The sequence below is a fragment of the Chromobacterium sp. HL1 genome, from assembly GCF_057418835.1.
Map to the genome: position 1 here is coordinate 3,467,530 of NZ_CP162399.1, position 25,952 is coordinate 3,493,481.

Here is a 25,952-nt window from a genome sequence, read left to right on the forward strand (position 1 = left end):
GGTCATAGCGTGATTTCCTCCGTGTCGGCGCCCGCGGCCGAATGTTGTTCCGTCACCAGCTTGCGCTCCAGTTGCGCCATCACCTGGTCGATCAGTTCGTCCAGCGAGGAGCCGTCGATCAGGTGCGAGATCGCGACGGACACCCCCAGCGCGCGCTCAAGCGCGTTGCGCAGTTCCGCACCGGTCAGCGAGTCCACGCCCAGATCCAGCAGCGAAGTCTGACGCGGCAAGGCGGCCGGGCTGGACAGCACCGCGCGCAATTCCGCGTCCAGATAGTCGGCGACCCGCGCGCGGCGCTCGCCGGCGGGACGGCCGCGCAGTTGGTCGAAAGACAGGGTCCGCGCATTCGCCGCCGGCGCGCGGCCGACCAGGCCTTCGATCAGCGGCGGCAGATCGGGCTGCGCCGCGATCCGCGCAAGATCGATCGCGGCCACCACCAGATGCGGCTCGCCGGTGAACGCCCGTTCCAGCGCGGCGAAGGCCTCGCCCTCGCTCAGCGGGTTCAGGCCGCCGGCGCGAATCCGTTCCGCCGTCTTCGCGTCGGCCGCGCCCATGCCGGCCGCCCACGATCCCCAGCCTATGGACAGCGCCGGCCGCGCGCGCAAGCGCCGCCGCTGCGCCAGCGCGTCGAGATAACCGTTGGCGGCGGCGTAGGCGGCCTGGCCGTGACGGCCGACCGCCGCGGAGATGGACGAATACAACAGGAAGAAGTCCAGCGGCTCGGCCTCGGTCAGCCGGTCCAGCAAGACCGCGCCGCCCACCTTGGCGCGCAGGGTCTCGGCGAAGGCCGCGGCGTCCAGCGCGTCCAGCGTCGCGTCGCGCACAATGCCCGCGCAGTGCGCGACGCCGCGTATCGGCCGGCCGGCCGCGGCGAGCGCCCCGCGCAAGGCGGCCTCGTCGGCGACGTCGGCGGCCGCCACGCGGACCTCGACGCCGTCGCCGCGCAGACGGGCGCAAGCGGCCTGCGCCGCCGCGCCGGCTTCGCCGCCGCGGCTGATCAACAGCAGATGGCGCGCGCCGCGCCCGGCCAGCCAGCGCGCGGTGGCGAGGCCCAAGGCGCCGGAGCCGCCGGTCACCACATAGACGGCGTCGCCGTCCAGCGCGGGGAGTGCGCCGGCCGCGCCGGCGCCGGCGCGCCGCAGCCGCGGCGCCAGCACGGCGGCGCCGCGCACCGCCAATTGCTCCTCGGCGGCGTCGTCGGCGAGCAAAGCCGCCAGCGCGTCGAAGGACGCCGGCGAACCGTCGATATCTATCGTGCCGCGCCAGCTCCGGCCCTGTTCCCGCCGCGCGACGCGCACGGCCGCGCTCAAGGCGGCGAGGACGGGATCGAGCTCCTCCGCCGGCCCGGTGGCCGCCCCGCCGCGCGTGACAACCGTGATCGGCGCCGCCGACGGCGTCGCGGCGCGCTCTCGCGCCAGCGCGCTCAACAAGGCGCCGCGGCGCGCGACGGCCGCCAGCGCGTCTTCGTCTCCTGCCGCGCGGTCGAAGGCGAGCACCAGGCCGGCGTCGCCCGCGCGGCGGATGGCGTCGATCTCGGCGGGCGCAATCGCGCAGCGCTCGCCGGCGGCTTCCAGCGCGCGCGCCACTTCCGCGCACAAGGCCGGATCGCCGGCGACGATGCGCTCGCCCGAGCGGCGCGCGCCGGCCGGGGCCGGCAGCGGCTGCCAGGCGATGCGGTACAACGGCGACTCCGCCTGCGCCCGCCCTTCGTCCACCCAGTAAGGCTGGCGATCAAATGCGTAGCTCGGCAGCCGCGCGACGCGGCGCCCGGCGCCGGCCGGCGCCGGCCAGTCGACCGGCAGGCCGGCCACATAGCGCCGCGCCAAGGCGTCCAGCCGCTCGGCCGGTTCGCGTCCCGCGTCCGCCGTCTCCGGCGACGCGTCGCGGCTGGGCGGCATCCCGCCGCACACGCCGCTGTGAACGGCGGCGCCCTCGCCGCGCGCGAAGCGGCTCAGCTCGCGCGCCATCTCTTCCACGCTGACGGCCGTCAGCGCGAGCCGATGCGGGAAATGCGAGCGCGCCGCCCGCGACGCGTGGCAGGCGGCCGCCCACGCCGCGGCGTCGAGCCCGGCCAGATGGGCGGCCAGCCGCGCCGCGTTGCCGCGCAGCGAGGCGTCGGATTTCGCGGAAACGACCAGCAATTGCGCGCCTTCGTCCGCGCCGGCCGCCGTTTCGCCGGCGGCCGCGCGCGGCGGCGCGAGCAGCACCGCGTGCGCATTGGTGCCGCTGAAGCCGAAGGAGCTGACCCCGGCGACGCAGGGCGCGCCGCCGGCGTCTATGCGCTCCGCGCCGAGCGCGAGGCGCAGCGGCAGCGTGTCCCACTCAATGCCGCGGTTGGGCGTGCGCACATGCAGGGTGGCGGGCACCACGCCATGGCGCACCGTCAGCGCCGCTTTGATCAGCCCGGCAATCCCCGCCGCGCCTTCCAGATGGCCGAAATTGCTCTTGATCGAGCCCAGCAGCACACGCTCCTCGCGGCCGCGGCCGGCGAACACGGAGGCCAGCGCCGCCGCCTCTATCGGGTCGCCCAGCGCGGTGCCGGTGCCGTGCGCCTCGACATAGTTCACCTGCGACGCGTCGATGCGCGCGGCGCGCAAGGCCGCCCGCACCAGCTCGCGCTGCGCGTGCTCGTTAGGCACCGTCAGGCCCGCGCTGCGGCCGTCGTGATTGACCGCCGAGCCGGCGATCAGCGCGTCTATGGTCCGCCCGGCGGCCTCGGCGTCGGCGAGCCGCTGCAGCACCACCACGCCGCAGCCCTCGCCGCGCACGAAGCCGTCCGCGCCATCGTCGAAGGAGCGGCAGCGGCCGCTGGGCGACAACATGTGCGCCCGGCATTCGGCGGCGGTGGACAGCGGCGACAGCACCACATTGACGCCGCCGACGATGGCGATGTCGCACTCGCCGGCGCGCAGCGCGCTGCAAGCCAGGTGCACGGCGACCAGCGACGACGAGCACGCGGTGTCTATCGTCAGCGTCGGCCCGTGCAGGCCGAGCGCGTGCGACACGCGGCCCGCCAGCACGCTGGGCGCGTTGCCCGAGGCGGTGTAGAGGTCGACCTCCTCCGCCCGGCGGAAACGGTGCGCGTAGTCCTGATGCATGACGCCGGCGAACACCCCGGTGGCCGAGCCCTTCAGTTCCGCCGCCGTCATGCCGGCGCGCTCCACCGCCTCCCAAGCCACCTCGAGCAGCATGCGCTGCTGCGGATCCAGCATCGCCGCCTCGCGCGCCGAAATGCCGAAGAAGCCGGCGTCGAAGGAGGCGATATCGTCCAAAAAGCTGCCGGTGCGGCAGTAGATGCGGCCGCTCGCGTCCGGGTCGGCGTCGAAGTAGCGCTCGACGTCCCAACGCTCGGCCGGCACCTCGCTCACGCCGTCCGCGCCGTCGAGCAGCCGCTGCCACAGCGCCTCCGGCGAGTCGACGCCGGCGAAACGGCAGCCCATGCCGACCACGGCGATGGGCGCGTGCCGGCGCTGTTCTGCGCCGTCCAGTTCGCGCTGCAGGCGTTCGATCTCGCGCAGCGCGTTCCGCATCAGCGCGGTCGTGTCGATCTGGCTCATCGCGCGTCCTTTCTATTCAGTTCCTTCAGTTTCGCGGACAGCATTTCCACGATCTCCTCCTGCGACATCGCGGCGTCCGCCGGCGCGTCGGGCTCGGCGGCGGGCGCGGCGGGCGTCGCCTCCGCCTCGGCCATGCCGAACACCGTCCGCGCCAGATGGTCCGCCAAGGCGGCTATGGTCGGATTCGAGAAAATCACCGTGGTCGGTATCGCGCGGCCGAAACGCTTTTCCAGCAGCACGCGCAGATCGGTGATCAGCAAGGAGTCCAGGTCGTAGTCGAACAGCGAGCGCTCGGGGTCCAGCGAGGCCAGCGGCGTGCCGGTCACCAGCGCGGCGTCCTCGGCCAGCAGTTGGAACAGACGATGCCGTCTTTCCTCCGCCGGCAGCGCCAGCAGCTCGCTGACCGAGGAGGTGGAACCCGCGCCCGGCTGGGCGGTGGCGATGCCGGCGAAGCGGCTGGCCGGCACATGCGGCGGCCATTGCTCGATCAAGCGCCCCCAATCGATGGGCAGCAGCACGAGGTGGGCCGGCAGGTCCGCCCCCAGCGCGATCTCGAAAGTGGCGCGGCCGCATTCGGCCTCGATCTGGCCGATGCCCAGCTGCGCGAGCCGCCGCTTGGCGTTGGCGCTGGAGCGGGCCAGCATGCCCACGTCCTGCCACGGCCCCCAGGCGATGGACAGCGCGGGCAAGCCTTGCGCGCGGCGGCGCGCGGCCAGCGCGTCGAGGTAGGCGTTGGCCATCGCGTAGGTCGATTGCCCCGGCGCGCCGAAGGCGGCGGCGGCGGAGGAAAACAGCACGAAGTGTTCCAGCGGGTAAGCCAGGGTGCGCTCATGCAGCAGCCAGGCGCCGCGGGCCTTGCCGGCCAGGGTGGCGGCCAGCGAGGCCGGCGTGACGTCGCCGACCAGGCAGTCCTCCACCACGCCCGCCAGATGGCAGACGCCGCGCAGCGGCGGCATGGTCGCGTCGATCTCGGCCAGCAGCGCGTCGACGTCCGCTTCCGCCGCCACGTCGGCCTGCCACACCTTCACCTCCACGCCGTCGCGGCGCAGCGCGGCCAGCGCCGCCTCGGCCGCGGCGTCGGCCGGCCGGCGGCCGGTCAGCACCAAGGCGCGCGCGCCCAGCGCGGCGAGCCAGCTCGCGACGCGCAGGCCGAGTTCGCCCAGCCCGCCCGTGATCAGCCACGTGGCGTCCGCCGAGAGCGCGAGGTCCGCTCTGAGCGGCAGCGCGCGCTCGTCGAAGCGCGGCGCGGCGACCGCCTCGCCCTTGACCGCGACTTCGGTCTCGCGCTCGAAGTAATCCAGGCCGCGGCGGATCGCCCGCGCGTCGCCCGCGTGCAGCGCCAGCGTCTGCAGATGCGGCGTTTCCATCGCCACCGCGCGCGACAGCGCCTGCAGCGGCGCCGAGGCCGGCGCGTCCGGCGCCAGCGCCAAGGCGATGCGGCAAGGCCGCTCGCGCCGCGCGGCCGTGGCGAACAGTTCCAGCGCCCCGGCGTAAACCACCGGCGCCGGCGCGTCGCCGCGCGCCTCCAGCCCGCGGCAATCGACGATCAGGCCCGCCTTGTCGAAGGGAATATCGTTCACCGCCGCCACCACGACGGCCTCCTTGCCTTCGTCGCGCAGCATCGCCGCCAGCCCGGCCGCCGCCTGCCCCGCGTCGCTCAGGATGGCGATGGTCGCCGGCAGCGCGGCGGCGTCGCCGCCCGCCGCGTCGCGCCATTCCACCGCATAGCCCTCGCGCAGCGGTTCGACGCGCAGCAATTCATTGCGGGTCACCTCGCGCGACTCCAGGCCGGTCATTTCGAGCAGCACCTTGCCGGCGTCGAACAGGCTGGCCTGCCCCCGCTCGGCCGACGCGTGACAGCGCATCCCGGCGCCGGTCCGCCCGTGCAGCGCCAGCCGCGCGATGCGCGTCGGCACAAAAGCCTTGCTGCCCTCGGGCCGCGCGGCGGCGGCCACCAGTTGCAGCACCGAATCCAACACCCCGGGGTGCAGCAACCAGCCGGCGTCGTCGGCGTCGTCCCGCATATCGCAAGACGCGTCGCCGTCCCCGACCACGATGTCCGACAGACGCCGGAAGGTCGGCCCCATCACCACGCTGCGCGCGCGCAGCCAGCTATCCAGCAGCTCGGTGGAGATCGCTTCTCCGCGCACCGGCTCCGCCGGCGCGGCGCCCGGCGCCTCGCCGGCGTCCACCCTGGCCGTCGCGTGGACGTCGGCGGACTCCAGCGTCAACACCGTGGCTTCGAAACCGTCGCCGTCGCGCACCAATTGCAGCTGGACCTTGCGCGCCGCGCCCGACGGAATCACCAGCGCGGCCGGGAAGCGCAGATCGCTCAGCACGCAGCCGTCCGATCCGGTGAGCGCGCGCGCGCCGTCGGCCATCATCACCGCGAGCGCCGCGCCGGACACCACCACCTTGTCGTAAATCACGTGATCCTGCAGGAAGGGCAAGGCGGCCACACTCCATTCGGCGTCGAAGAAGGTCGCGCCCAAGGCCGGCGCGTCGGTGCGCCGTCCAAGGAAGGGCGTCGCGCCCGCCGCCAGGAAGCGCGGCGCGCGGTCTATCCAGTGACGCTGGCGCTGGAAGGGATAGGTCGGCAGCGCCACCCGGTTGCCGTCGCGGTAATGCTGGGACAGCTCCAGCGTCAGGCCCGCGGTCCACAGCCGCGCCAGCGCGTCCGGCGAGGCCGGATCGAGCGACGCCATGCCGGCAGCGCCCGCGCCCAGCGCCGTGTCGCCGAAGTCCAGCACCCATTCCGCGCCGGCCGCTTCCAGCGCCTCGGCGGCGTCCGCCGCGCCTGGCGCCGTGCCCGCGCCGGCCAGTTCTTCGCGCACCGCCTCCGCGCTGTCCAGCGGCAGGCCCGAGGCCGCGCTGATCCACAATAGCGACGGCGCGACGGCGCGCTCCGCGCGGCGCTGCCGCGCATCCTCAAGACTCAGCGCGCCCGCCGCGAAGGCCGCGGCGAACACCCCGCTCCCCGTCGCGCACACGCTGGCCGGCACGACGCCGCTCGCCTGCCACAGCTGCACGCGGGTCAATACCGCGTCCAGATCCTCGGCGCCGCCGAAGGCGAAGCTCAGCTCCGGCGCGCGCGCCGGCACTTCCGCCGCGATCGTCTCCGCGCTCGGCTTTCCGGCGGCGAAGGCGCGCAGCGCGGCGATCAAGGCCTCGCGGGATTCGGCGCGGAACGCCGCGCGCTGCTCCCAATGCCGCCGCCCCAGCGCCGCCGTCAGGCAAACGTCTTCTATCCTCAGCTCGGGATGGCCGTCGAGAAAGTCCGCGTAGTCCGCGCACAGCGCGGGCAAGGCCTCGCCGCGCGCCGACAGCAGCAAGAGCGGCGTGACGTCCGGCGTGCGCGGCACGCGCGGCGGCGCCGCTTCAAGGATCACGTGGGCGTTGGTGCCGCCGATGCCGAAGGAGCTGACCCCGGCGCGCCGCTGCGGCGCGTCCCAAGGCGCGGTTTCGGTCGGCAGGTAGAAGCCGGCGTCGCCGCGCAGCGCGTCTATCGCGCGTTCCGCGCCGACGGCGGCCGGAATCCGCCCATGCGCCACCGCCAGCGCGGCCTTGATCAGCCCGCAAGCGCCCGCCGCCGCGTTCAGATGGCCGACGTTCGCCTTCAAGGTGCCCAGCGCGCAGCGCGCGTCGGCGCCGGAACGCTGGCCCAGGGCCGCGCCCAGCGCCGCCAGCTCCACCTCGTCGCCGATCGCCGTGCCGGTGCCGTGCGTCTCCACATAGCCTATCGACGCGCCGTCCACCTCGCTGAGCGCCAGCGCCTGGCGGATCACGTCCTGCTGCCCGCGCCCGCCGGGCGCGGTGAAGCCCACCTTGGCCGCGCCGTCGTTGTTGACCGCGCCGCCGCGAATCACCGCCATGATGGGGTCGCCGTCGGCCAGCGCGTCCTCCAGGCGGCGCAGCACCACCACGCCCGCGCCGTTGCCGAAGACGGTGCCGCTGCTGTCCGTGGTGAACGGACGGCAGGCACCGTCCGCGGACAGAATGCTGCCCTCCTCGTACACATGGCCCTGCCGCTGCGGCAAGGCGACGCTGACGCCGCCCGCCACCGCGAAGTCGCACTGGAAGCTCAGCAGTCCCTGCATCGCCTGAACCACGGCGACGAGGGAAGTCGAGCACGCGGTCTGCAAGCTGATGGCCGGGCCGCCGAAATCGAGCCGGTAGGCGACCTGGGTGGCCAGATAGTCCTTGTCCACGCCCACCCATTGCTGCAGATAGCGGTTGGGCGACGCGCGGTCCAGCCGGTCGCGCACGTGGTCGACGAGATAATCGACGCTGGCCGAGCCGGCCCAGACGCCGACGCGCGCGCCGCGCGCCGCGCCGTGACCGGCGCGCTCCAGCGCCTCGTGCACGCATTCGAGGAAAATCCGCTGCTGCGGGTCCATCGCCGCCGCCTGCGACGGCGGAATGCCGAAATAGGCCGCGTCGAATTGATCGACGCCGTCCAGCGGACCGCCGGCGCCGACGAAGCCGGGCTGGGCCAGCACCGTCTCCGGCACGCCCTCGCGGCGCGCCGCGTCCGCGCCGAAGCGTTCAATCGCGACCCGGCCGTCGGCTATCATCGACCAGAACTGTTCCAGGGTGCTGACGCCGGGCAGGCGGCAGCTCGCGCCGATGATCGCTACGGCGTCTACGGGTGTTGCATCAGTCATTACAAAGCCTCCTTGCGTGCGCGTACGCGCTGTCGATAGGCGCGCGCGCCGTCGACGTCCATCATTGGGGAAAGGTCCGCCTCGCCCGTATCGGCGCGCTCGGCGAGCGCCCGTATCGTGGCCAGCGAAAAGAAATCGACCAGCGGGGGCACCGCGACGCCGCGCGACGCCAGCAGCGCGCGCAGCCTCACGATGTGCATCGAGGTGGCGCCCGCGTCGAAGAAGCCCTGCCGCGGGTCTATCTCGACGCCGACCACCTCGGCGAAGGCGGCCAGCATCGTGGCCTCCAGCGAAGCGTCGCGCCGCGCCGCCGCGGCTGGCGTCGCCGGCGCGGGAGCCGGGGCCGCCAGCTCGGCGAGACGCGCGCGGTCCACCTTGCCGTTCGCCGTCAGCGGCAAGGCGTCCAGCACCATCACGTGATGCGGCTGCATATAGGCGGGCAGATGCAGCACCAGTTGAGTGCGCACGGCCGCGACCACGTCGCCTTGATGATCCGGCAGCGCCACCACGTGCAGCTGGATCACCGTCGCGTCCTTGCGCCGGGCCACCGAGGCCACGGCGCGCGCCAGGCAGCCGGCGCGCATCGCGGCCGCCTCGATCTCGCCCAGCTCGATCCGATAGCCCTGCACCTTGACCTGCCCGTCCATCCGTCCCAGCAGTTCAAGCTCGCCGTCCGGCTGCCAGCGCGCGAGATCGCCGGTGCGGTAGAGCCGCCGGCCCTCGGCGTCGATGAAGAAGCGGCGCTCGGTTTCCGCCTCGTTGCCCAGATAGGCGAGCGCGAGGCCGCGGCCGCCCAGCAGCAATTCGCCCACCACGCCGTCCGGCCGCTCCCGGCCGTCGGGCGCGCGCACGAAGCATTGCTGGTTGGACAGCGGCCGGCCGTAGGGAATCGACGCCAGCACGGCGTCCTCGGGCGCGATCGGATGCACCACCGACCAGATCGACACCTCGGTCGCCCCGCCCAGGCTGATCGGCCGCAGCGCCGGAAACGCGTCGCGCAGCCGCCCGGCCAGGCCGGGCGCGATCCAGTCGCCGCTCATCAGCGCCAGGCGCAGATGCGGCGAACGCGGCGCGGACACTTCCAGCATCAGTTCCAGCACCGCCGGCACGGAATTCCAGATGGTGATCCCGCCGTCGCTGAGCGCCTGGGCCATCGCGTCCGGATCGCGCGAGCGGGCCGGGAACACCACCTCGCCGCCGACCGCGAGCAGGCCGAAGATGTCGTAGACCGACAAATCAAAGGCCAGCGAGGACACGCACAGCGCGCGATCGGCCGGGCCGACCGCGAAGCGTTGGTTGATGTCGTCTATGGTGTTCGCCGCGGCCTCGTGCGCGATCAGCACGCCCTTCGGCCGCCCGGTCGAACCCGAGGTGAAGATCACATAGGCCGCGTCGCCGGTCTCGAGGTCCGCGGCCGGACCCGCGTCGCCGCGCGGCAGCGGCTGGTCCAGACGCAGCGCGGGCACCGGCAGCGCCGGGCCTGCCGCGCTCAGCAGCGCGAGACGGGCGCCGGCCTCGCCGAGCAGTTCTTCCATGCGCGCGGCCGGCCAAGACGGCTCTATCGGCAGATAGACCGCGCCCGCCATCACAATGCCCAGCAGCGCCGCCACCGCGCGCGGCCCCGGCGCGACGATGGCCGCCACCACCTCGCCGCGCGCCACGCCGCTTTGCCGCAGCGCGCCGGCGATGTCTTCCGCCTCGCGCAGCAGCGCGCCGTAGCTCAGCGTCGTCTCGCCCTGCCTGACCGCCACCGCCTCCGGCGCGATCCGCGCCTGTTGGACGATGGGGGTTTCCAGCCGGCGCGGCGCGCGCTCCGCCGCGGTGGCGTTGACGGCCGCGCGCCGCGCCGCCTGCTGCGGCGCGAGCCGGGCCAGCGTCGGCCGCTCCACCGCCGCGGCGTCCGTCGCCATCGTTTCCAGCGCGCCGAGAAAGACCTCGAACATCGCGTCCACCATGCCGTCGGGGAACAGCTGCGCGACGGACTCCCACATCAGCACCAGCCTGTCGCCGCGCCGGCCCAGGACGGCGTGCAGCGATACCTGGGGCGTGGGATTGGCCATATCGACCACGCGGCCGACGCCGTCCAGCAGGGCCAGATCGTCCGCCGGGTCGCCGGACAGCAGGCTGGTCAGCACCACCGGCATCAGCACGGGCGCGCCGTTGCGCCGGCTCAGCTCGCGCAGAATCGACACGCCGGAGCACCAGGGCGCGTCCAGATCGGCCCACACTTGCCGCTGCACCGCTTGGGCGAAGGCGGCGAACGAGGGGTGACGCTCGCTCAGCGACAGCAAGGTGTTGCTGGTGTAATCGCCTATCGCCAGCCCCGCCTGCTCCGCCCGCGTGTTGCAAGTCACGTTGAGCGTGAAGGCGTGCGCCGCCGTCCACAGCCGCAGCGTGTCGGCGAAGGCGGCGATGCACAGCGAAGTCAGCGTGACCCCGAGCGCCTGCGCCCGCGCCGTCAGCGCCGCGGACATGGCGGCGGGCAGCTCCCGGCGGCGGTTGGCGAAGCGCGGCTCGGCCACCTCGGCCAGCGCCATCTTCATCGGCAACTCCGGCGCCGGCGCGATGGCTTCGACCCGGCGCAGCCAGGCCTCGCGCTGCGCCTCGGTCGCCGCCGGCGGCGTCATCGGCGTGATGCATTGCGCGGGGGCCTCGTCGGCCGCGTCGCGCGCCAGCTCGGCCATCAGTTGCAGGAAGCTGCGCAGATCGCCGGCCAGCAGGCTGAGCCGCAGGTGCAGGATAGCCGCGCTCTCGGTCAGACGGGAGACGACGGCGAGCACGGGCGGGCCGTCGCGCTCGGCCAGGCTCTCGCGCGTCGCCTCCAGCCGTTCCGCCGCCTCCGCCGCGTCCAGCCCGCGCAAATCCTGCGGCGGCAGCAAGGGGTCGTAGGCCAGCGCGTCGAACGCGCCGCGCCCGTCCGCGCCCACCGTCATCCGCAAGGACGGGTGGCGGGCGACCAGCCGCGCGAGGCGCCGGCCCAGTTCCGGCGCGCGCGCGGCGTCTATCTCGAAATCCACGCGGATATGCGGGGACACGCTGCCCAGCGGCACCCCGCCCTGCTGGCCTATCCAGTAAGCCTGCTGCATCTCGGACAGCTCGAACGCCTCCCCCGCCGCATAACGGCGAGCCGCGGCCGGCGCCGCGGCGTCCAGGCGCGGGGCGTCGACGATTTCGCGCCGCAGTTGCCGGGCGGAGAGCGCGAACAGCGCCGCGAACGACAACTCCACGCCATGACGCGCGCGCGCGGCGGCGGCAAGCCGCGCGGCCGACAGCGAATCCAGCCCCAGATCGATCAGCCTGGCGTCGGGCGACGCGGCCGCGCCGGGCACGAAGCGCGCGATCTCGGCCAGAATCGCGTCGTCGGCCGCCTCGGCCGCATCGTCGGCGACGATGCGCAGTTCGCCGCGCAGCAGCGCGTCGCGGGTGGCGCCGCGCCGGGTCTTGCCGCTGGAGGTGCGCAGGATGCTGCCGCGCCACAGCAGCGCGATGCGCGCCGGCGCCACGCCGTGCTCCCGCGCCAGCGCCGCGCGAATCACCGGCAGGATGTCACGGGCCTCCGCCTCCCCGCAGCCGCCGCGCACCTCGGCGCCGATCAGAATCCCTTCGCCGTCCTCGCCGTCGACGGCGGCGGCGAAGGCGCGCCCCTTCCGAATCGACGGATGGCAGGCCGACACGGTGTCCTCCAGATCGTGGCTGTAGACATTCCGGCCGCCGACGATGATCAAATCCTTCAAGCGGCTGGTGACGAACAGATCGCCCTCGTGCAGAAAGCCCAGATCGCCGGTTCTCAGCCATGCGCTGTCGCCGTCGGCCAGCCGCGCGCCGAAGATCTCGCGCGACTCCTCCGGGCGGCGCCAATAACTGTCGGCGACCGTGCTCCCGGTCACCCATATTTCGCCGACGGCGTCCGGCGCGCACGGCGCGCGCGTGTCCGGGTCCACGATGCGGACGCGCGTATCGATCAGGCTGACGCCGCAGGCCGCCAATTCGACGCCGTCCGTCTGCGGCGACACGCGGCCGCGCGCCAGCGCCTCCCGCGCGAAGCGCACGCCGCGCGTGCCCTCGCCGCAACGGCCGGCGGTCACCTTCAAGGTCGCCTCGGCCAGGCCGTAGCCCGGCACCACCACCGAAGAACGCAGCCCAAACGGCGCGAAGGCCGCCTCGAAGCGGCGCACCGTGTCACAGCGCACCGGCTCCGCGCCGTTCAGCGCATAACGCAAGGACGACAAATCGGTGCCCGGCGCGAGATCGCCCGCGCGGTCCGCGCACAAGGCGTAGGCGAAATTCGGCGCGGCGGTGTGGGTACCGCGCCGCGCGGCTATCGCGCGCAGCCAGGACATGGGCTGGGCGACGAATTTCTCCGGCGCCATCAGATAGGCGGGGAAGCCGCATTGCAAGGGGGTGAGAATGCCGTACACCAGGCCCATGTCGTGGAAGTACGGCAGCCAGCTGATCATCGCGCTGTCCGCGTCGTGCATCGCGCCGCGGTCAAGATCGTCTATCGTCGCCCACAGCCCGGTTTGCGTGACCACCACGCCCTGCGGCGTGCGCGTCGAACCCGAGGTGTACTGCAGCAGCGCCGGACTGGCGTCCTTCGCCGCCCGCAAAAAGGGCGCGGCGCGCTCGGCCTCGTCGGTGCGCATCCAGCGCAGGCCCGGCAAGGCGTCCCGCGCCTCCGCGCTCAGCGCGATGGCGGCGCCGCAGTCCTGGGCGATCGCCGCCATCGTGTCGCGGCCGTGACGCGGCGCCACCGGCACCGGGATCACGCCGGCCAGGCAGCAGCCGAAGAAGGCCGGAAGGAAATCGAGCGGCTCCTGATAGACCAGCATCACGCGCTCGCCGGCCTCGGTCGCTTGCGCCAGGCGCGCGGCGATGCCGGACGCGCGTTCGCACAGCGCCGCATAGCTTAGCGCGAGCGCTTTCTCCGGATCGGCCGACGCGTAGGCGAGACGCTCGGGACTCGCCTCCGCCCGCCACAGCAACTGCCGGGCGATGCTAGGCGCTTCGCTATGCGAAAAAGCTTGATGAGGGCCGAACTTGTCGGCGGCGGGCGTCCGCCGAGATGCGACATCGGATGAGGAATACATTGCATGACCTCCATGTATCGACAACTGCTCCGGGTATGCCGGGCGCGCGCCCATCGAATCCACCCATATGGCATGGCTCGAGTCGTCGCGTCGCCCTAATCGGGCCGGCTTGCGCCGTCGCCCTGTCACGCGCTCAGCCGCGACGGAATGCCGCGACGATCGCGAGAACCTTAAATACAGGCCGGGCCGTAGCCCGCCCCATTCAAGAAGCAGCCATGCTGTTTTTGATATATTCCGCCCTATCGAAACCGTTTCTTCGACAGGTTGGCGAGGATCATCCCTTCGTTTTCACGTAAGGATGCGTGACGCGTGCGCGGCGGTTTGCCTAAGCAGCGTTTGAATCAAGAGAATAGAATTGCCAATGTGTCTCATGCGCCGTAATCGGACTTTCTTTTGAGATGATTCGATATCATTTCAGCGATCAAACCATTGCGAATCAGCATTGCTTTACGCTTTGCATTCCTATTTCCCCGTGTCGTCCAAAACCAGGAAAACGCAATGAATATTGACGCTCAAATTGTTTTCGTATAGATTTACTTGATCGCGTTAATTCTAAAAATCCCGCACAGGAAGAATTAAGCGTCAGCACTATACTGAAAGACCTCTAGGAAAAGCATCCCCCGAACTGCCAGTTACAACTTCAGCCGATTTACGGCTTATATTTTTTGAAACACGAATTTTCGCGGCAATATCAAAGATTTAAGCGCCGCGAACTGGCCTATAAAAAGAGCGCCGAGGCCGATCAATTAAATTTCAATCGACCTGACAATTACGGCATAAACAACAGGCAATTGTTCAATTAATTGATCCAATACCGGAAAATCTTTTATTAAAGAAAATAAATATAAGGATGACGTTCGGTAACGAAACATCCGGCGCAGGCAGCATTGTCATAATGTTCGGACATCAATCAATGCTTATGACATATTAAATTTTCTTAATAATGCGATCTGGGCGGACAGACGGAAGGATAGAGGGGGAAAGCGAACCGAGGCCGGATGGCGGGAAGAGAGTGTGAAGCGCCGCCTCAAGGACGAGGCGGCGCGGTTCCGCTTAAGGCGCGGACTGCGCGGAGACCTGGAGCGGCGGCTTACTCCGCGGCGGCGGTATCCCGCAGCAAGGCCGCCAGTCTGGCGATGCCGATCTCGATCCGCTCCGGCGAGGCATGGCTGAAATTCAGGCGCAGATAGCCCAGGTTCTGTTCCGGCTCGGGGAAGAAGGCCTCGCCCGGCATGAAGGCGACGTTCTGCTTCAAGGCCAGCGGCAGCAAGGCGCGGGTATCTCTCGCCCGCTTCAGCTTGAGCCAGAAAAACAGCCCGCCCCGCGGCAACTGCCAATCGGCCAGATCGCCGAAATGCCGCTGCAGCGAATCCTGCATCGCGTCGCGGCCGGCGCGATACACCTCGCGCAAGTCCAACATCCGTTGCTCATGACCGGGGTCGCTCAGCTGGCGGGCGATGAACCACTGCGCCGGGCGGTTGGTGTGCAGATCGGTCGCCTGCTTCAGCCGCATCAGATAGGGATACAGCTCCGGCGAGGCGATCAGGAAGCCGACGCGCAGCCCAGGCGCCAGGGTTTTGGAAAAGGAGCCGGAGTAAATCCACGGCGCGCGCTTCAAATGGCTGACCAGCGGCGCCGGCGCTTCGCCGTCGTAGCTGAGCGCGCGATAAGGATCGTCCTCGATCAAGGGCACGCCGGCGGCGTCGATGACGGCCGCCAGCGCCTGCCGGTCTTCGGCGCTGTAACAGCTGCCCGCCGGATTTTGAAAGCTGGGAATCAGATAAGAGCAGCGCGCCTGAGACTCGCTCAAGGCGGCGGCCAGCGCCTGCGGCTCCAGCCTGCCGTCCCGTTGCGCCACTGCGTGAACGCGGGCGCCGAACAACTTGAAAGCCTGCAAGGCCGCTAGATAAGTCGGCCCTTCGGTCACCACCGGCGTGCCGGGATCGATGAACAGCTTGGCGCATAAATCGATGCTCTGCTGCGAGCCGGACAGCACCAACACCTGCTCCGCCTCGCAAGCGATGCCCATGCGCCGCGCCTGCTCCGCGATCAAGCCGCGCAATTCCGGCTCGCCTTCGCTGGCGCCGTATTGCGCCAGGCCCGCCGGCATATCGGTGAAATCGAGCTGCGGCAAGCATTGGCCGGCCGGCAGGCCGCCGGCGAAGGAAATCATCTGCGGCTGTTGCGCCGCCGCCAGGATTTCCCGGATCAGCGACCCGCTGAGCCGTTCGATGCGCTCAGAAAACATGGTACTCTGCATAAGCTTGTCCGCAACTTTCTTACTAATGTCAATAATATTGACTCAATCTACCGACCACAGCAGGTTCCGTCAACATGGCTGACCTATCTCCGTCCGACGACATGCGCGCCGCCATGGAAGCCTTCTTCCATGCCTACAAGGCTTTCACCGATAAACCGGATGAAATGCTGGCCAAACGCGGCCTGGCGCGCGTGCACCACCGCATCCTGTTCTTCGTCGCCCGCTACCCCGGCCTGTCGGTCAAGGACCTGCTGGCCGCGCTGGGCGTGACCAAGCAGGCCATCAATATGCCGCTGCGCCAACTGCTGGAAATGGCGCTGGTGCAAAGCGTGGCCGCGCAGCACGACAAACGGGTCAAACAGCTGACGCTGACTTCGGAGGGACGCAAGCTGGAGGAAGCCCTGCACCGCGAGCAGCTGAAACTGCTGCAGACGGCGTTTGAGCAGACGGGGAAGCCGGCCACCGCCGGCTGGATGCAGATCAACCGCAGCCTGGCCTCGCACTCGCGCCCCGACGACGCGCCCTCGCGCGGCAAAGCTTGACCCTGTAGCCGCTTCATGGTTTGCAATGCGCTGGCGAGGTCCGTCCATCGCATTTTCCCGACCTACCGCGCCAGTCCGGCGCGCCGAGGAGCACGCCATGAATTGTCCCAGTTGCCAAGTCACCCTGCTGATGGGCGAACGTTTGTCCGTCGCCATCGATTACTGTCCGCAATGCCGCGGCGTCTGGCTGGCGCCCGGCCAGCTGGAGCGCCTGCTGCAAACCCAGGCTCCGGCGGCCCCCGCCGCCGCTTACGCGCCGTCCGCGCACGGTCGCGGCCATGACGACGAACACCGTCGGGACAGCCGCCACGGAGGCCATCACGGCGGCAAGCATGGCTGGCTGCGCAAGCTGCTGGACTGATCCGTCCCCGGATACAAAAACGGCCCGGACTCATGTCCGGGCCGTCTTCCCCTGCTCTTGCTCGAAGATTCAGTCTATGCGTTCGTAACGCACTTCCAGCACCTCGATGTCTTCGTCGCCGTCCGGCCCGCGAAACAGCACCGAATCGCCCTCGCGCGCCTTCAACAGCGTCCGCGCGATAGGCGAGATCCAGCTGATGCGGCCGCGCGCCAGATCGATCTCGTCCACGCCGACGATGCGCAGCAATTGCTCGCTGCCGTCGCCGCGCTCTATCAACACGGTGGCGGAGAAGAACACCTGATCGGTCGCTTCCCGGGTTTCCGGGTCCACCACCTCGGCGATTTCCAAGCGCTTGGTCAGGAAACGGATGCGGCGGTCGATCTCGCGCAAGCGGCGCTTGCCGTACAGATAGTCGCCGTTCTCGGAGCGGTCGCCGTTGCTGGCCGCCCAGTTCACGACCTGCACCATTTCCGGCCGCTCGCGGTTGACCAGATGATAAAGCTCGTCCTTCAGCCGCTGCCAGCCGCCGGGCGTGATGTAGTTCTTGGTGGAAGCGGGCAGACGCCGCTCAACCGGAAGATCCTCTTCCGCCTCGTCGTTTTCCCTGGTAAACGCTTTGCTCATCTTCGTCCATCCATCCATGAAAAACGCCAGCCTCAACGGCCGGCGGCGGGTTCCAACAAGGCCAGGCAATGCGGCAGCAGCCCCTTGGGCTTCAGCTTGATCCGCTGCAACTGCTCGCGATCCAGCCATTCCAGCGCGTAATGATTGTCCGGCCCCATCTTGGCCAGCTCCGGCCCGCCCAACCTGAGTTCACCGGCGTGGCTGGCCGCCAGGAACACGTGTTCGACCCTGTCCTTGGCGTCCAGCACGCACAGGCTGCCGCCCAGACGGACGTTGAGCCCGGTTTCCTCGCGCGTCTCGCGCACGCAGGCGATGGCCGCCGTCTCGCGCCGCTTGATGCCGCCGCCCGGCAACACATAATAGTCCTTGCCGGGTTTGAGGCGATGCATCAGCAGGATGCGCCCGCCGTCGACGATGGCGATGGAAGCGCGCTCGCGTTTGCCGCTCGCAAGCGGAGCCGGCGCGGAGACCGGCGCCTCGCCGCGCAAGCGCGTCCAGGCGCGGGCGGCCAGGCCCCACAATAGGGCGCGCACGCTCAGCGGTGCGCCTTGGCCGAAGCCTTCTTGACCGGAGGCGCCTTCTTGCCGCCGGTGACGGTCAGATTGGACCACTTCATCACCGCGGCCACTTCAGCGGAGTTCAGTTCGTAGAACTGACCGCGCTTCAAGCGCGGAGGCAGGCCGATATTGCCGAAGCGCACGCGGATCAGCCGGCTGACGGTCAGACCGAAGTGCTCGAACATGCGGCGCACTTCGCGGTTGCGGCCTTCCTTGATCACCACGTTGAACCATTGATTGGCCGCCTCTTCCGGGCCGCCTTTCTGGAAGATGCGGTCAAAGCGCGCGTCGCCGTCTTCCAGCTCCACGCCGGCCACCATTTCCTTCATGATTTCCGGCGTCAGCTCGCCCAGCACCCGCACCGAGTACTCGCGCTCCACTTCGAAGCTGGGGTGCATCATGCGGTTGGCCAGTTCGCCGCTGGTGGTGATCAGCAGCAGGCCCGAGGTATTGACGTCCAGGCGGCCTATCGCCACCCAGCGGCTGGATTTGGCCTGCGGCAGGCGGTCGAACACGGTGACGCGGCCTTCCGGATCGTCGCGGCTGACGATTTCGCCTTCTTCCTTGTGATACATGATCACGCGCGGCAGGCGGTCCGGCCATTTCAGTTTGATCTGGTCGCCCTTGACCATCACGCGGTCGCGCGGGCCGACGCGGTCGCCCAGGCTGGCTTTCTTGCCGTTGACCGTGACCTGGCCGGCCTCGATCCACTCTTCCATTTCACGGCGCGAGCCGACGCCGGACGCCGCCAGCGCTTTTTGCAGCCGCACCGGCTCGATGTCGTCCAGGTCCACGCGGACTTCGCGCAGGCGCTTGGCCTTGTCCTTGATGTCCTGATTGGGGCTGCGCAAGCGCAGCTTCTTGGCCTTCTGCACCAATTGCGGCCTGCCGCCCTCCGGCTTGCCCTGACGCGGCTGAGCGCCGCCCTTGCCCGCGGCCGGCTGACCCGCCGGCGCGGCGGCGTTCTTGTTGCCGAAGCGGCGCTCGTGATCCAGGGCCACGTTGCCGTTGACGTCGCCGTTGCTGTCGCGCTGGTAGGTCGGCTTGTTGCGGCCTTGCGCCTGCTGCATCTGCTGCTGTTCCTGCTCGCGGCGGCTCAGCTTGAACAGCGGCGTGCCTTCGTGCATCAGCGGGTTGCCGTAGGCGTCGCGCGCGGCGCGGCCGTTCTGCGGCGCGCGGCCCTTGCCGCCGTTGGCGCGGGCTTGGCCTTGCCGGGCGTTGGCCTCGGCCGGCTGGCCATTGCGATTTTTGATCATGCCGCCCTGGGTCTTGCCGCGCGGCTGAACGCCGCCGGTGCCCGGCTGGCGCGCTTGGGATGTTTCGCGACCTTTGACACGCGCCACCGGCTGGCGGGCGTGATTGCGTTGTCCTTTAGACATATGTGCTTTGCTCTTTCCGTGCGAGCAACCGGCAGAATGTCGATGTTATTCTGCGATGGGCTCGAAATTATCCGCCTCATCGTCGAGGGGGATGTCGTCTGTGGCCGCTGCCGGGCCTTGATCCCTAGGCATCGCCTCGGGCACTACCAGGCTTCCCAGCTCCGCCAACGGCGGCAGATCCTTGAGCGAGACAAAGCCCAGATCGTCCAGGAATTTTCGGGTAGTGGCATACAAGCCCGGCCTGCCGGGTACGTCCTTGTGGCCGATGACTTCGATCCAGCCGCGTTCCAGCAGAGTCTGCATCACGCCGGTGGACACCGATACGCCGCGTATCGCTTCGATATCGCCACGGGTCACAGGTTGTTTGTAGGCGATGATCGCCAAGGTTTCCATTACCGCGCGCGAGTATCGCGGCGGCTTTTCCGGGTTCAAGCGGTTCAAGTATGGCGTGAACTCCGCTCGGGCGCGAAAGCGCCATCCCGACGCCAATTTGACCAGTTCAACGCCCTTGCCCCTCCAGTCGCTCTGGATATCGTCAAGGATGTCGTTGATCAGCGCGGCTTTCACCTCTTCGGTGAACAGCTTTTTGAGCATGGCAACCGACAGAGGTTCCTGCGCGGTCAGTAACGCCGTCTCCAGCACGATCTTCAGATATTTTAGGTCGGTGATGGTGGACATTGAGCCGTGAAGCCGAAACACGTTTGCGCAGGAAACCGGACATTCTACATGAACTCTCCGTCCGGAGCTAAATTAATCCTTCCGCCATGTCGTCCCAGGCCGCCAGCGCGGTCAGGCTGTAACGTCGGAACGCCCGCCCGCCGTGCTCCATCGTTTCCAGCAACTGGCCGCCGCAGGCCTCCACCGTGCGCACCGCCGCCGGCCGGTCCGCCGGACAGACCAGCACCCAGTTGCCGTGCGCCGGCTTCTCGCCCAGCGTCTGCACGTATTGCAACAGCACCCGGCCGTAGCCGTGGCCGCGCCAGGCCGGCAGCACTTCGAAGGCGATGTGGCCGATGCGCTCCACGATCAGCGCGCTGTCGGCCAAGCGCTGACGGATCGCGCCTATGATCTCGGTGCGGCCGTTGATCAGGAACCAGGTGCGGCACGGCACCCAGCCCTCCGGCAGCGCCCGCCCTTCGGCGTGTTCCAGCAATTGCCCAAGCCAGGCGTCGGGGTCCGCGCCGGCGCGGCGGTAATAGTCCAGCCCTTCCTCGTGGCAGGCCTGAAAAAAAGGCCGATAGGCTGGCAGATGTTTCTGGTCGGCCGCTTCGATGTGCATGGCATGCTCTCGCAATGGATACCTGTATCCTAATCGCTGCCGCGCCAACATCAAGTGCAAATCGGCGCGCGCCCGCCTCAGACCAGCGCAATCCTGACATAAATGGGCTGGTACGGCGCCTCCTGGCTGACCTTGACCATCCCCTCCTTCACCAGTTCCAGCACCGCGATGAAGTTGACCACCAGATGGGCGACGCCCTTGTCCGCGTCGAACAGCTCTTCGAAAGGCACGTACTCGCGGCCGTCCAGATAGCGCAGAATCCAGCTCATCTGCTCGCGCACCGACAGTTCGTCCTTCTCCACCTTGTGGTGGCGATGGTGGCGCGCGCGCGACAGAATCGCCATCCACGCCTGGCGCAGATCCACCGGGCAGACGTCGGGCAGCCGCTGCTCGGCGGACTGCTCGATCAAGACCGCCAGCCAGGCGAAGTCGCGGTCGGCCTGCGGCAGCTTGTCCAGCTCCAGCCCCGCCAGCTTCATCTGCTCGTATTCCAGCAGGCGGCGCACCAGCTCGGCCCGCGGATCGTCCGGCTCGCCCTCCTCGTCCAGCTGCGGCCTGGGCAGCAGCAAGCGCGACTTGATCTCGATCAGCAGCGCCGCCATCAGCAGGTATTCGGCGGCCAGTTCCAGACGCCCGTCGCGCATCGCGTCGATATAGGCCATGTACTGGACCGTGATGTCCGCCATCGGGATGTTCAGCACGTCCAGATTCTGTTTGCGGATCAGATAAAGCAGCAGGTCCAGCGGGCCTTCGAAGCTGTCCAGAATCACTTGCAACGCGTCCGGCGGGATGAACAAATCCTGCGGCACTTCCAGCACCGGCTGGCCGAACACGTGCGCGATCGGCACGCTGGGCGGCAATTCCGGCGCGGTCAGCTGAAAATCGTCGGCCGAAGATCCGGCCTCGGGAAGGGGGGCGTTGCTCATGGCGGCAAGGATACCAGCACTGGCAGGCTGCGTGGCGGAACTTGTCCGCCGCCGGGCCCGCCGCTCAAACGGCCGCGTCGGCGGGCAGCAGCTCGTCTATCTTGATTTCCACGAATTGATAATGCGCGGTCTGCTGCAATAAGCGCAGCGCGCGCACCCGGCACTCGCCGTCTGCGCCGCGCAGATGAAACGGCCGCATGGCCTGATACAGGCGGCCCGGCAACACCAGGATGCCGGAGTGGCGGAAATGGCGCTCGGCCTGCATGCGCAGCGCCGGCTCGAAACCGCCGGCCGCGTGGCTGGTGACGGCGGCGACTTCGACCGCCTGCGGCCGCTTGCCGATGAACTCTATCCCGCACTCGGTCTGCATGTCCTCGCCGCCGAAGCTGACCCAGCGCACCAGGCCCAGCTGCCAGCCGAAGCCCCGGCGGCGCAGCATCACCACCTCGCCGGCGCGCAAGGGCTGCCGCAAGGATTCGCCCTGCAGCAACAGGCCGGAAGCGCTGAGATTGCTGATCTGCAAACGGCAGGGCTCCAGTTCGCCGTCGGCCGGCTCGCCGGCGGCCAGCCGCCAGCAGCGCGGCAGCAGGCTGACCAGCTCTACGGTTTCGACGCTGAGCCGGCGCAGCCGGACATGGCGCCGGCGCGGCGGCGCGCCCCACTCCTGACGCAGACGCGCCAGCAGCCAGGCTTCGTGGCCGTCGTCCAGGCCCTGTCGCTGGCGCTGACGGCCCAATTCGTCCAGGCGCTCCAGCAAGCGGCCGGCGTCCAGCCGCCACCACACGCCGTCGCCGTCCAGGTCCAGTTCGGCGCAGAAGCGCGCCGGCCGGTCGGCGTCGGCGCGGAAGGCCAGCGCGCCGTCCTCGCCCAGCGGCTGATCCAGCTGCTCCACGCGCAGCAGGCCGGCGTGCTGCTCCAGCCATTGCAGCAGCAGGGCGATCTTGGCCGCCTCCAGCCGGTTGCTGGCGGTCATGCCCAACAACATCAGCCGGCGGTAGCTGAGCCCCGGCGCCGCCGCGCCGCCCTGCGCCTGCCGGCCCTCCCAGCCCTGGGCCAGCGCGTAGGCGTACAGACGGTGGCAATCGCGCCAGAAGCCCTTGTGCATCGGCGCGTAGCTGCGCGCGTGCAGCGCCAGCAAATCGTAGCCGCTGGCCAGCGCCAGTTGCAGAGCCTCCAGCCGCGGGCGCGAACTGGAAAAACGGCCGGTCTCCTGCGCGCTGAACGTCTGGGCCAGCAGCTTGCACTGCTCATGCCATTGCCGCAGCACATGGCGGGCCGACTGCAAGGCCGCGCGCGCCTCCGGGGTGCAGGACAGATCCTGCCGCGCCGCGCCGCGCTCCAGCCGCGCCGCCAGCGCGGCCAACGGCGCTCTCAACGCCTGCAGCAGTTGCAGGCGTTCCGCCGGCGCCAAGGCCGAACGCCGCCATTGCGCCAGCCACTGGCCGGCCTTGTCCGCGGCGAGGGCGGCCGGCTGCGCCGCCAGCGCCTCCAATTGCGCCTGGACCGCCTTGAGGTCCAGTGCCAGCCAAGGGCCATCCGGCAGGGCGTGAATCAGCGACAGTTCCATCATGACCAGGTCATAGCGAGAGAGAAGCCGCCGATGATACGCCCCGCCATGATTTTTGGCGCGGCATTATTGCCAGCGCAAAAAAAATGCCCCGCGCTCGGCGGGGCATTGCTGTGGAAGCGGCGTCCGGCTTAAGCCGACAGCTCCAGCATCAGCTTGTTGATGCGCTTGACGAAGGCGGCCGGGTCTTCCAGCTTGCCGCCCTCCGCCAGCAGGGCCTGGTCGTACAGCACCTGGGCCAGATCGCCGGCGCGCGCCTCGTCGGCCTCCTCGGCCAGTCGTTTCACCAGCACGTGCTCGGGGTTGATCTCCAGCGTGGGCTTGCTGGCTTCCACCGGCTGGCCCGCCGCTTTCAGCATGCGCTCCAGATGGGCGCTCATATCGTGCTCGCCGGCCACCAGGCAGGCCGGGCTCTCGGTCAGGCGGGCGGTGGCGCGCACTTCCTTGACGCGGTCGGCCAGGGCTTTCTGCACTTTCTCCACCACCGGCTTGGCGCTTTCCTCCACCTGCTTTTGCGCTTCCTTGTCGGCTTCGTCTTCCAGCGCGCCCAGATCCAGCGCGCCCTTGGCCACGGACTGCAGCGCCTTGCCGTCGAATTCGAACAGCGAACCCGCCACCCACTCGTCGACGCGGTCGGTCAGCAGCAGCACCTCGACGCCCTTCTTCTTGAACACTTCCAGATGCGGGCTGTTCTTGGCCGCGGCCAGGGTGTCGGCGGTGATGTAGTAGATCTTGTCCTGGCCTTCCTTCATCCGGCCGACGTAGTCGCCCAGCGTCACCGCCGGTTCGGCGCCTTCGGACGCGGTGGAGACGAAGCGCAGCAGCTTGGCGATGCGCTCCTTATTGGCCATGTCCTCGCCGACGCCCTCTTTCAGCACCTGGCCGAACTCTTGCCAGAACTCGGTGTATTTTTCCGGCTGATTGGCGGCGAGGTCTTCCAGCAGGCCCAGCACTTTCTTGACGCAGCCGTTGCGGATGGCGTCGATGTCCTTGCTTTCCTGCAGGATCTCGCGCGATACGTTCAGCGGCAGGTCGTTGCTGTCTATCACCCCGCGCACGAAGCGCAGGTAGTGCGGCATCAGCTTCTCGGTGTCTTCCATGATGAAGACGCGGCGCACATAGAGTTTGACGCCCTGCTTGCGCTCGCGGTCGAACAGATCGAAGGGCGCGCGCGACGGGATGTAGAGCAGTTCGGTGTATTCCTGGCGGCCCTCGACGCGAGCGTGGCTCCAGGCCAGCGGGTCGGTGAAATCGTGGGCGACGTGTTTGTAGAATTCCTTGTACTGCTCTTCGCTGATCTCGCTCTTGCCGCGGGTCCACAGCGCGGAGGCGGAGTTGACCGCTTCCATTTCGTCGCTGACGATGACTTCGCCGTTTTCGCCGTAGCTATTGCCCTTTTTCATCTCGATCGGGATCGAGATGTGGTCGGAGTACTTGCGGACGATACCTTTGAGCTTCCAGTCGTTCAGCAGCTCGTCCTCGCCCTCTTTCAGGTGCAGCACGATCTCGGTGCCGCGGCCGGCCTTTTCCACCTGTTCCAGCGTGTATTCGCCGGCGCCCTGGGATTCCCAGCGCGTGGCGGCGGCGTCGCCGGCGCGGCGGGTGGTCAGCGTGACCTTGTCCGCCACGATGAAGGCGGAGTAGAAGCCGACGCCGAACTGGCCGATCAGATTGGCGTCCCTTTTGGCGTCGCCGGACAGCTGCTCGAAAAAGGCCTTGGTGCCGGACTTGGCGATGGTGCCGATATTGGCGATGACTTCGTCGCGGCTCATGCCGATGCCGTTGTCGGCGATGGTCAGCGTGCGCGCCTCGGCGTCGTAGCCGATGGTGATCTTCAGCTCCGGCTCGTTTTCAAACAGCTCGGGCTTGGCCAGACCTTCGAAGCGCAGCTTGTCGGCGGCGTCCGAGGCGTTGGAAATCAGTTCACGCAGGAAGATTTCCTTGTTGGAGTACAAGGAGTGGATCATCAGCTGCAGCAGCTGCTTGACTTCGGTCTGAAAACCCAGGGTTTCTTTCAATGCGCTCATGGTGACTTAAACAAGAGTTGGTCAACGATGCGCATCAGATAAGGGCTGTCCCGGGGTTTTCAATACCCCTGCCTGCAACCCAGGATCGTCGCCGCGCGAACATGAAAAAGCCCCGCGACGAAATCGCGGGGCGGTTTGGCCTTTGGACCCGCCGGGCGGGCTCAGGCGCGCTTGTCTTCGCGCAGGGCCGGCGGCAGCGCGAACACAGTGTTTTCCTCCACGCCGTCCAGTTCGCTGACGCTGTCCGCGCCGAAAGCCTTGATCTGGTCTATCACCGCCTGCACCAGCACTTCCGGCGCGCTGGCGCCGGCGGTGACGCCGACGCGCCGCTTGCCGACGAACCAGGCTTCCACCAGTTGGCCGGCGTTGTCCACCATATAGGCGTCCACGCCCTTGAGCGCGGCCACTTCGCGCAAGCGGTTGGAGTTGGAGCTGTTGGGCGACCCCACCACCACCACGATGTCGCACTCGTCGGCCAGCACTTTCACCGCGTCCTGCCGGTTTTGCGTGGCGTAGCAGATATCGTCTTTTTTCGGGCTGGAAATCTCGGGGAAGCGCGCTTTCAGCGCGGCGATGATGTCTCGGGTCTCGTCCACCGACAGCGTGGTCTGGCTGACGTAGGACAGCGCCGCCGGGTTGCGCACTTGCAGCTTGGCGACGTCGGCGACGTTTTCCACCAGATACATGCCGCCGTCCACCTGGCCCATGGTGCCCTCCACCTCGGGGTGGCCGGCGTGGCCTATCATGACGATCTCCATGCCCGCCTTGTTCATGCGCTTGACTTCGACATGTACTTTGGTGACCAGCGGACAGGTGGCGTCGAACACCTGCAGGCCCAGCAGCGCCGCCTCTTCGCGCACCGACAGCGGCACGCCGTGAGCGGAGTACACCAGGGTGCTGCCGCTGGGCACGTCTTTCAATTCTTCGATGAACACAGCGCCCTTGGCGCGCAGGTTCTCCACGACGAAGCGGTTATGCACCACTTCGTGGCGCACGTAGATCGGCGCGCCGTAGAGTTCGATCGCCCGCTCGACGATGGCGATGGCCCGGTCCACCCCGGCGCAGAAGCCGCGCGGGTTGGCCAGCATGATGGTCTTCGTCATCACTCAATCCTTGCTCAAG

The 25,952-nt window shown here is 69.0% G+C and carries 15 protein-coding genes; 2 read left to right on the top strand and 13 right to left on the bottom strand.

Translation table 11 applies throughout. From position 1 onward, the window contains the following. Nucleotides 1–2: 2 nt before the first annotated feature. From AB1Z25_RS15660 to AB1Z25_RS15675, 4 genes are all read right to left on the bottom strand, one after another. Entirely contained in the window at nt 3–3,557 is a 3,555-nt protein-coding gene (locus tag AB1Z25_RS15660; protein WP_486635627.1) for a type I polyketide synthase, read from the bottom strand. Beyond that, nucleotides 3,554–8,221, bottom strand: a complete 4,668-nt coding sequence (locus AB1Z25_RS15665; RefSeq protein ID WP_486635628.1) for an SDR family NAD(P)-dependent oxidoreductase — start codon at nt 8,219–8,221, stop codon at nt 3,554–3,556. The genes AB1Z25_RS15660 and AB1Z25_RS15665 overlap by 4 nt, the downstream gene beginning before the upstream one ends. Next, a complete protein-coding gene (locus tag AB1Z25_RS15670; RefSeq protein ID WP_486635629.1) occupies nt 8,221–13,308 on the bottom strand; it encodes an acyl carrier protein in 5,088 nt (1,695 codons plus the stop codon). Before AB1Z25_RS15670 ends, AB1Z25_RS15665 begins: the two co-directional genes overlap by 1 nt. Before the next feature lie 1,090 nt (nt 13,309–14,398). Next, complete coding sequence (locus tag AB1Z25_RS15675) at nt 14,399–15,568, bottom strand: aminotransferase-like domain-containing protein (RefSeq protein WP_233246651.1); 1,170 nt, start codon at nt 15,566–15,568, stop codon at nt 14,399–14,401. A 74-nt stretch (nt 15,569–15,642) separates the two neighbouring features. Between AB1Z25_RS15675 and AB1Z25_RS15680 the strand changes: the two genes are divergently transcribed. Both AB1Z25_RS15680 and AB1Z25_RS15685 read left to right on the top strand, forming a co-directional pair. Then, the gene (locus AB1Z25_RS15680; RefSeq protein WP_199225819.1) at nt 15,643–16,110 is read left to right on the top strand and encodes a MarR family winged helix-turn-helix transcriptional regulator; all 468 of its coding nucleotides are present in this window, start codon (nt 15,643–15,645) and stop codon (nt 16,108–16,110) included. Between the two features lie 97 nt (nt 16,111–16,207). Then, nucleotides 16,208–16,471 (top strand): TFIIB-type zinc ribbon-containing protein, encoded by a 264-nt coding sequence (locus AB1Z25_RS15685; protein ID WP_107798532.1) that lies wholly within the window; start codon nt 16,208–16,210, stop codon nt 16,469–16,471. Nucleotides 16,472–16,540: 69 nt separating this feature from the next. Here AB1Z25_RS15685 and greB read toward each other — a convergent pair whose 3' ends face one another. From greB to ispH, 9 genes are all read right to left on the bottom strand, one after another. Next, nucleotides 16,541–17,095, bottom strand: coding sequence for a transcription elongation factor GreB (gene greB / locus AB1Z25_RS15690; protein ID WP_107798531.1), 555 nt, complete (start codon nt 17,093–17,095; stop codon nt 16,541–16,543). A gap of 32 nt (nt 17,096–17,127) precedes the next feature. Next, the gene (locus tag AB1Z25_RS15695; protein WP_158274240.1) at nt 17,128–17,628 is read right to left on the bottom strand and encodes an NUDIX domain-containing protein; all 501 of its coding nucleotides are present in this window, start codon (nt 17,626–17,628) and stop codon (nt 17,128–17,130) included. A gap of 2 nt (nt 17,629–17,630) precedes the next feature. Further along, nucleotides 17,631–18,722, bottom strand: a complete 1,092-nt coding sequence (locus AB1Z25_RS15700; protein WP_486637350.1) for a pseudouridine synthase — start codon at nt 18,720–18,722, stop codon at nt 17,631–17,633. 354 nt (nt 18,723–19,076) lie between these two features. After that, on the bottom strand, nt 19,077–19,709 hold the full coding sequence (gene scpB, locus AB1Z25_RS15705) for an SMC-Scp complex subunit ScpB (RefSeq protein ID WP_107798528.1): 633 nt from the start codon (nt 19,707–19,709) through the stop codon (nt 19,077–19,079). A 67-nt stretch (nt 19,710–19,776) separates the two neighbouring features. Beyond that, nucleotides 19,777–20,310, bottom strand: a complete 534-nt coding sequence (locus AB1Z25_RS15710; protein WP_107798527.1) for a GNAT family N-acetyltransferase — start codon at nt 20,308–20,310, stop codon at nt 19,777–19,779. Between the two features lie 77 nt (nt 20,311–20,387). Continuing rightward, nucleotides 20,388–21,236, bottom strand: a complete 849-nt coding sequence (locus AB1Z25_RS15715; RefSeq protein WP_486635630.1) for a segregation and condensation protein A — start codon at nt 21,234–21,236, stop codon at nt 20,388–20,390. A gap of 64 nt (nt 21,237–21,300) precedes the next feature. Then, entirely contained in the window at nt 21,301–22,806 is a 1,506-nt protein-coding gene (locus tag AB1Z25_RS15720; RefSeq protein WP_486635631.1) for a hypothetical protein, read from the bottom strand. 128 nt (nt 22,807–22,934) lie between these two features. After that, the gene (gene htpG, locus AB1Z25_RS15725) at nt 22,935–24,830 is read right to left on the bottom strand and encodes a molecular chaperone HtpG (RefSeq protein WP_235087320.1); all 1,896 of its coding nucleotides are present in this window, start codon (nt 24,828–24,830) and stop codon (nt 22,935–22,937) included. Between the two features lie 161 nt (nt 24,831–24,991). Beyond that, nucleotides 24,992–25,933: a 4-hydroxy-3-methylbut-2-enyl diphosphate reductase gene (gene ispH, locus AB1Z25_RS15730; protein ID WP_107798523.1), complete on the bottom strand. Its 942-nt coding sequence runs from the start codon at nt 25,931–25,933 to the stop codon at nt 24,992–24,994. Nucleotides 25,934–25,952 lie beyond the last annotated feature (19 nt).

Coding starts and splice junctions, on each gene's coding strand:
- AB1Z25_RS15710 (WP_107798527.1), bottom strand. CDS start 20,310: ATGCACATCGAAGCGGCCGACCAGAAACATCTGCCAGCCTATCGGCCT.
- AB1Z25_RS15680 (WP_199225819.1), top strand. CDS start 15,643: ATGGCTGACCTATCTCCGTCCGACGACATGCGCGCCGCCATGGAAGCC.
- AB1Z25_RS15670 (WP_486635629.1), bottom strand. CDS start 13,308: ATGTATTCCTCATCCGATGTCGCATCTCGGCGGACGCCCGCCGCCGAC.
- AB1Z25_RS15715 (WP_486635630.1), bottom strand. CDS start 21,236: ATGAGCAACGCCCCCCTTCCCGAGGCCGGATCTTCGGCCGACGATTTT.
- AB1Z25_RS15660 (WP_486635627.1), bottom strand. CDS start 3,557: ATGAGCCAGATCGACACGACCGCGCTGATGCGGAACGCGCTGCGCGAG.
- AB1Z25_RS15685 (WP_107798532.1), top strand. CDS start 16,208: ATGAATTGTCCCAGTTGCCAAGTCACCCTGCTGATGGGCGAACGTTTG.
- htpG (WP_235087320.1), bottom strand. CDS start 24,830: ATGAGCGCATTGAAAGAAACCCTGGGTTTTCAGACCGAAGTCAAGCAG.
- scpB (WP_107798528.1), bottom strand. CDS start 19,709: ATGTCCACCATCACCGACCTAAAATATCTGAAGATCGTGCTGGAGACG.
- AB1Z25_RS15675 (WP_233246651.1), bottom strand. CDS start 15,568: ATGCAGAGTACCATGTTTTCTGAGCGCATCGAACGGCTCAGCGGGTCG.
- ispH (WP_107798523.1), bottom strand. CDS start 25,933: ATGACGAAGACCATCATGCTGGCCAACCCGCGCGGCTTCTGCGCCGGG.
- AB1Z25_RS15720 (WP_486635631.1), bottom strand. CDS start 22,806: ATGATGGAACTGTCGCTGATTCACGCCCTGCCGGATGGCCCTTGGCTG.
- AB1Z25_RS15700 (WP_486637350.1), bottom strand. CDS start 18,722: ATGCAGCAGGCGCAAGGCCGCAACAAGCCGACCTACCAGCGCGACAGC.
- AB1Z25_RS15665 (WP_486635628.1), bottom strand. CDS start 8,221: ATGACTGATGCAACACCCGTAGACGCCGTAGCGATCATCGGCGCGAGC.
- greB (WP_107798531.1), bottom strand. CDS start 17,095: ATGAGCAAAGCGTTTACCAGGGAAAACGACGAGGCGGAAGAGGATCTT.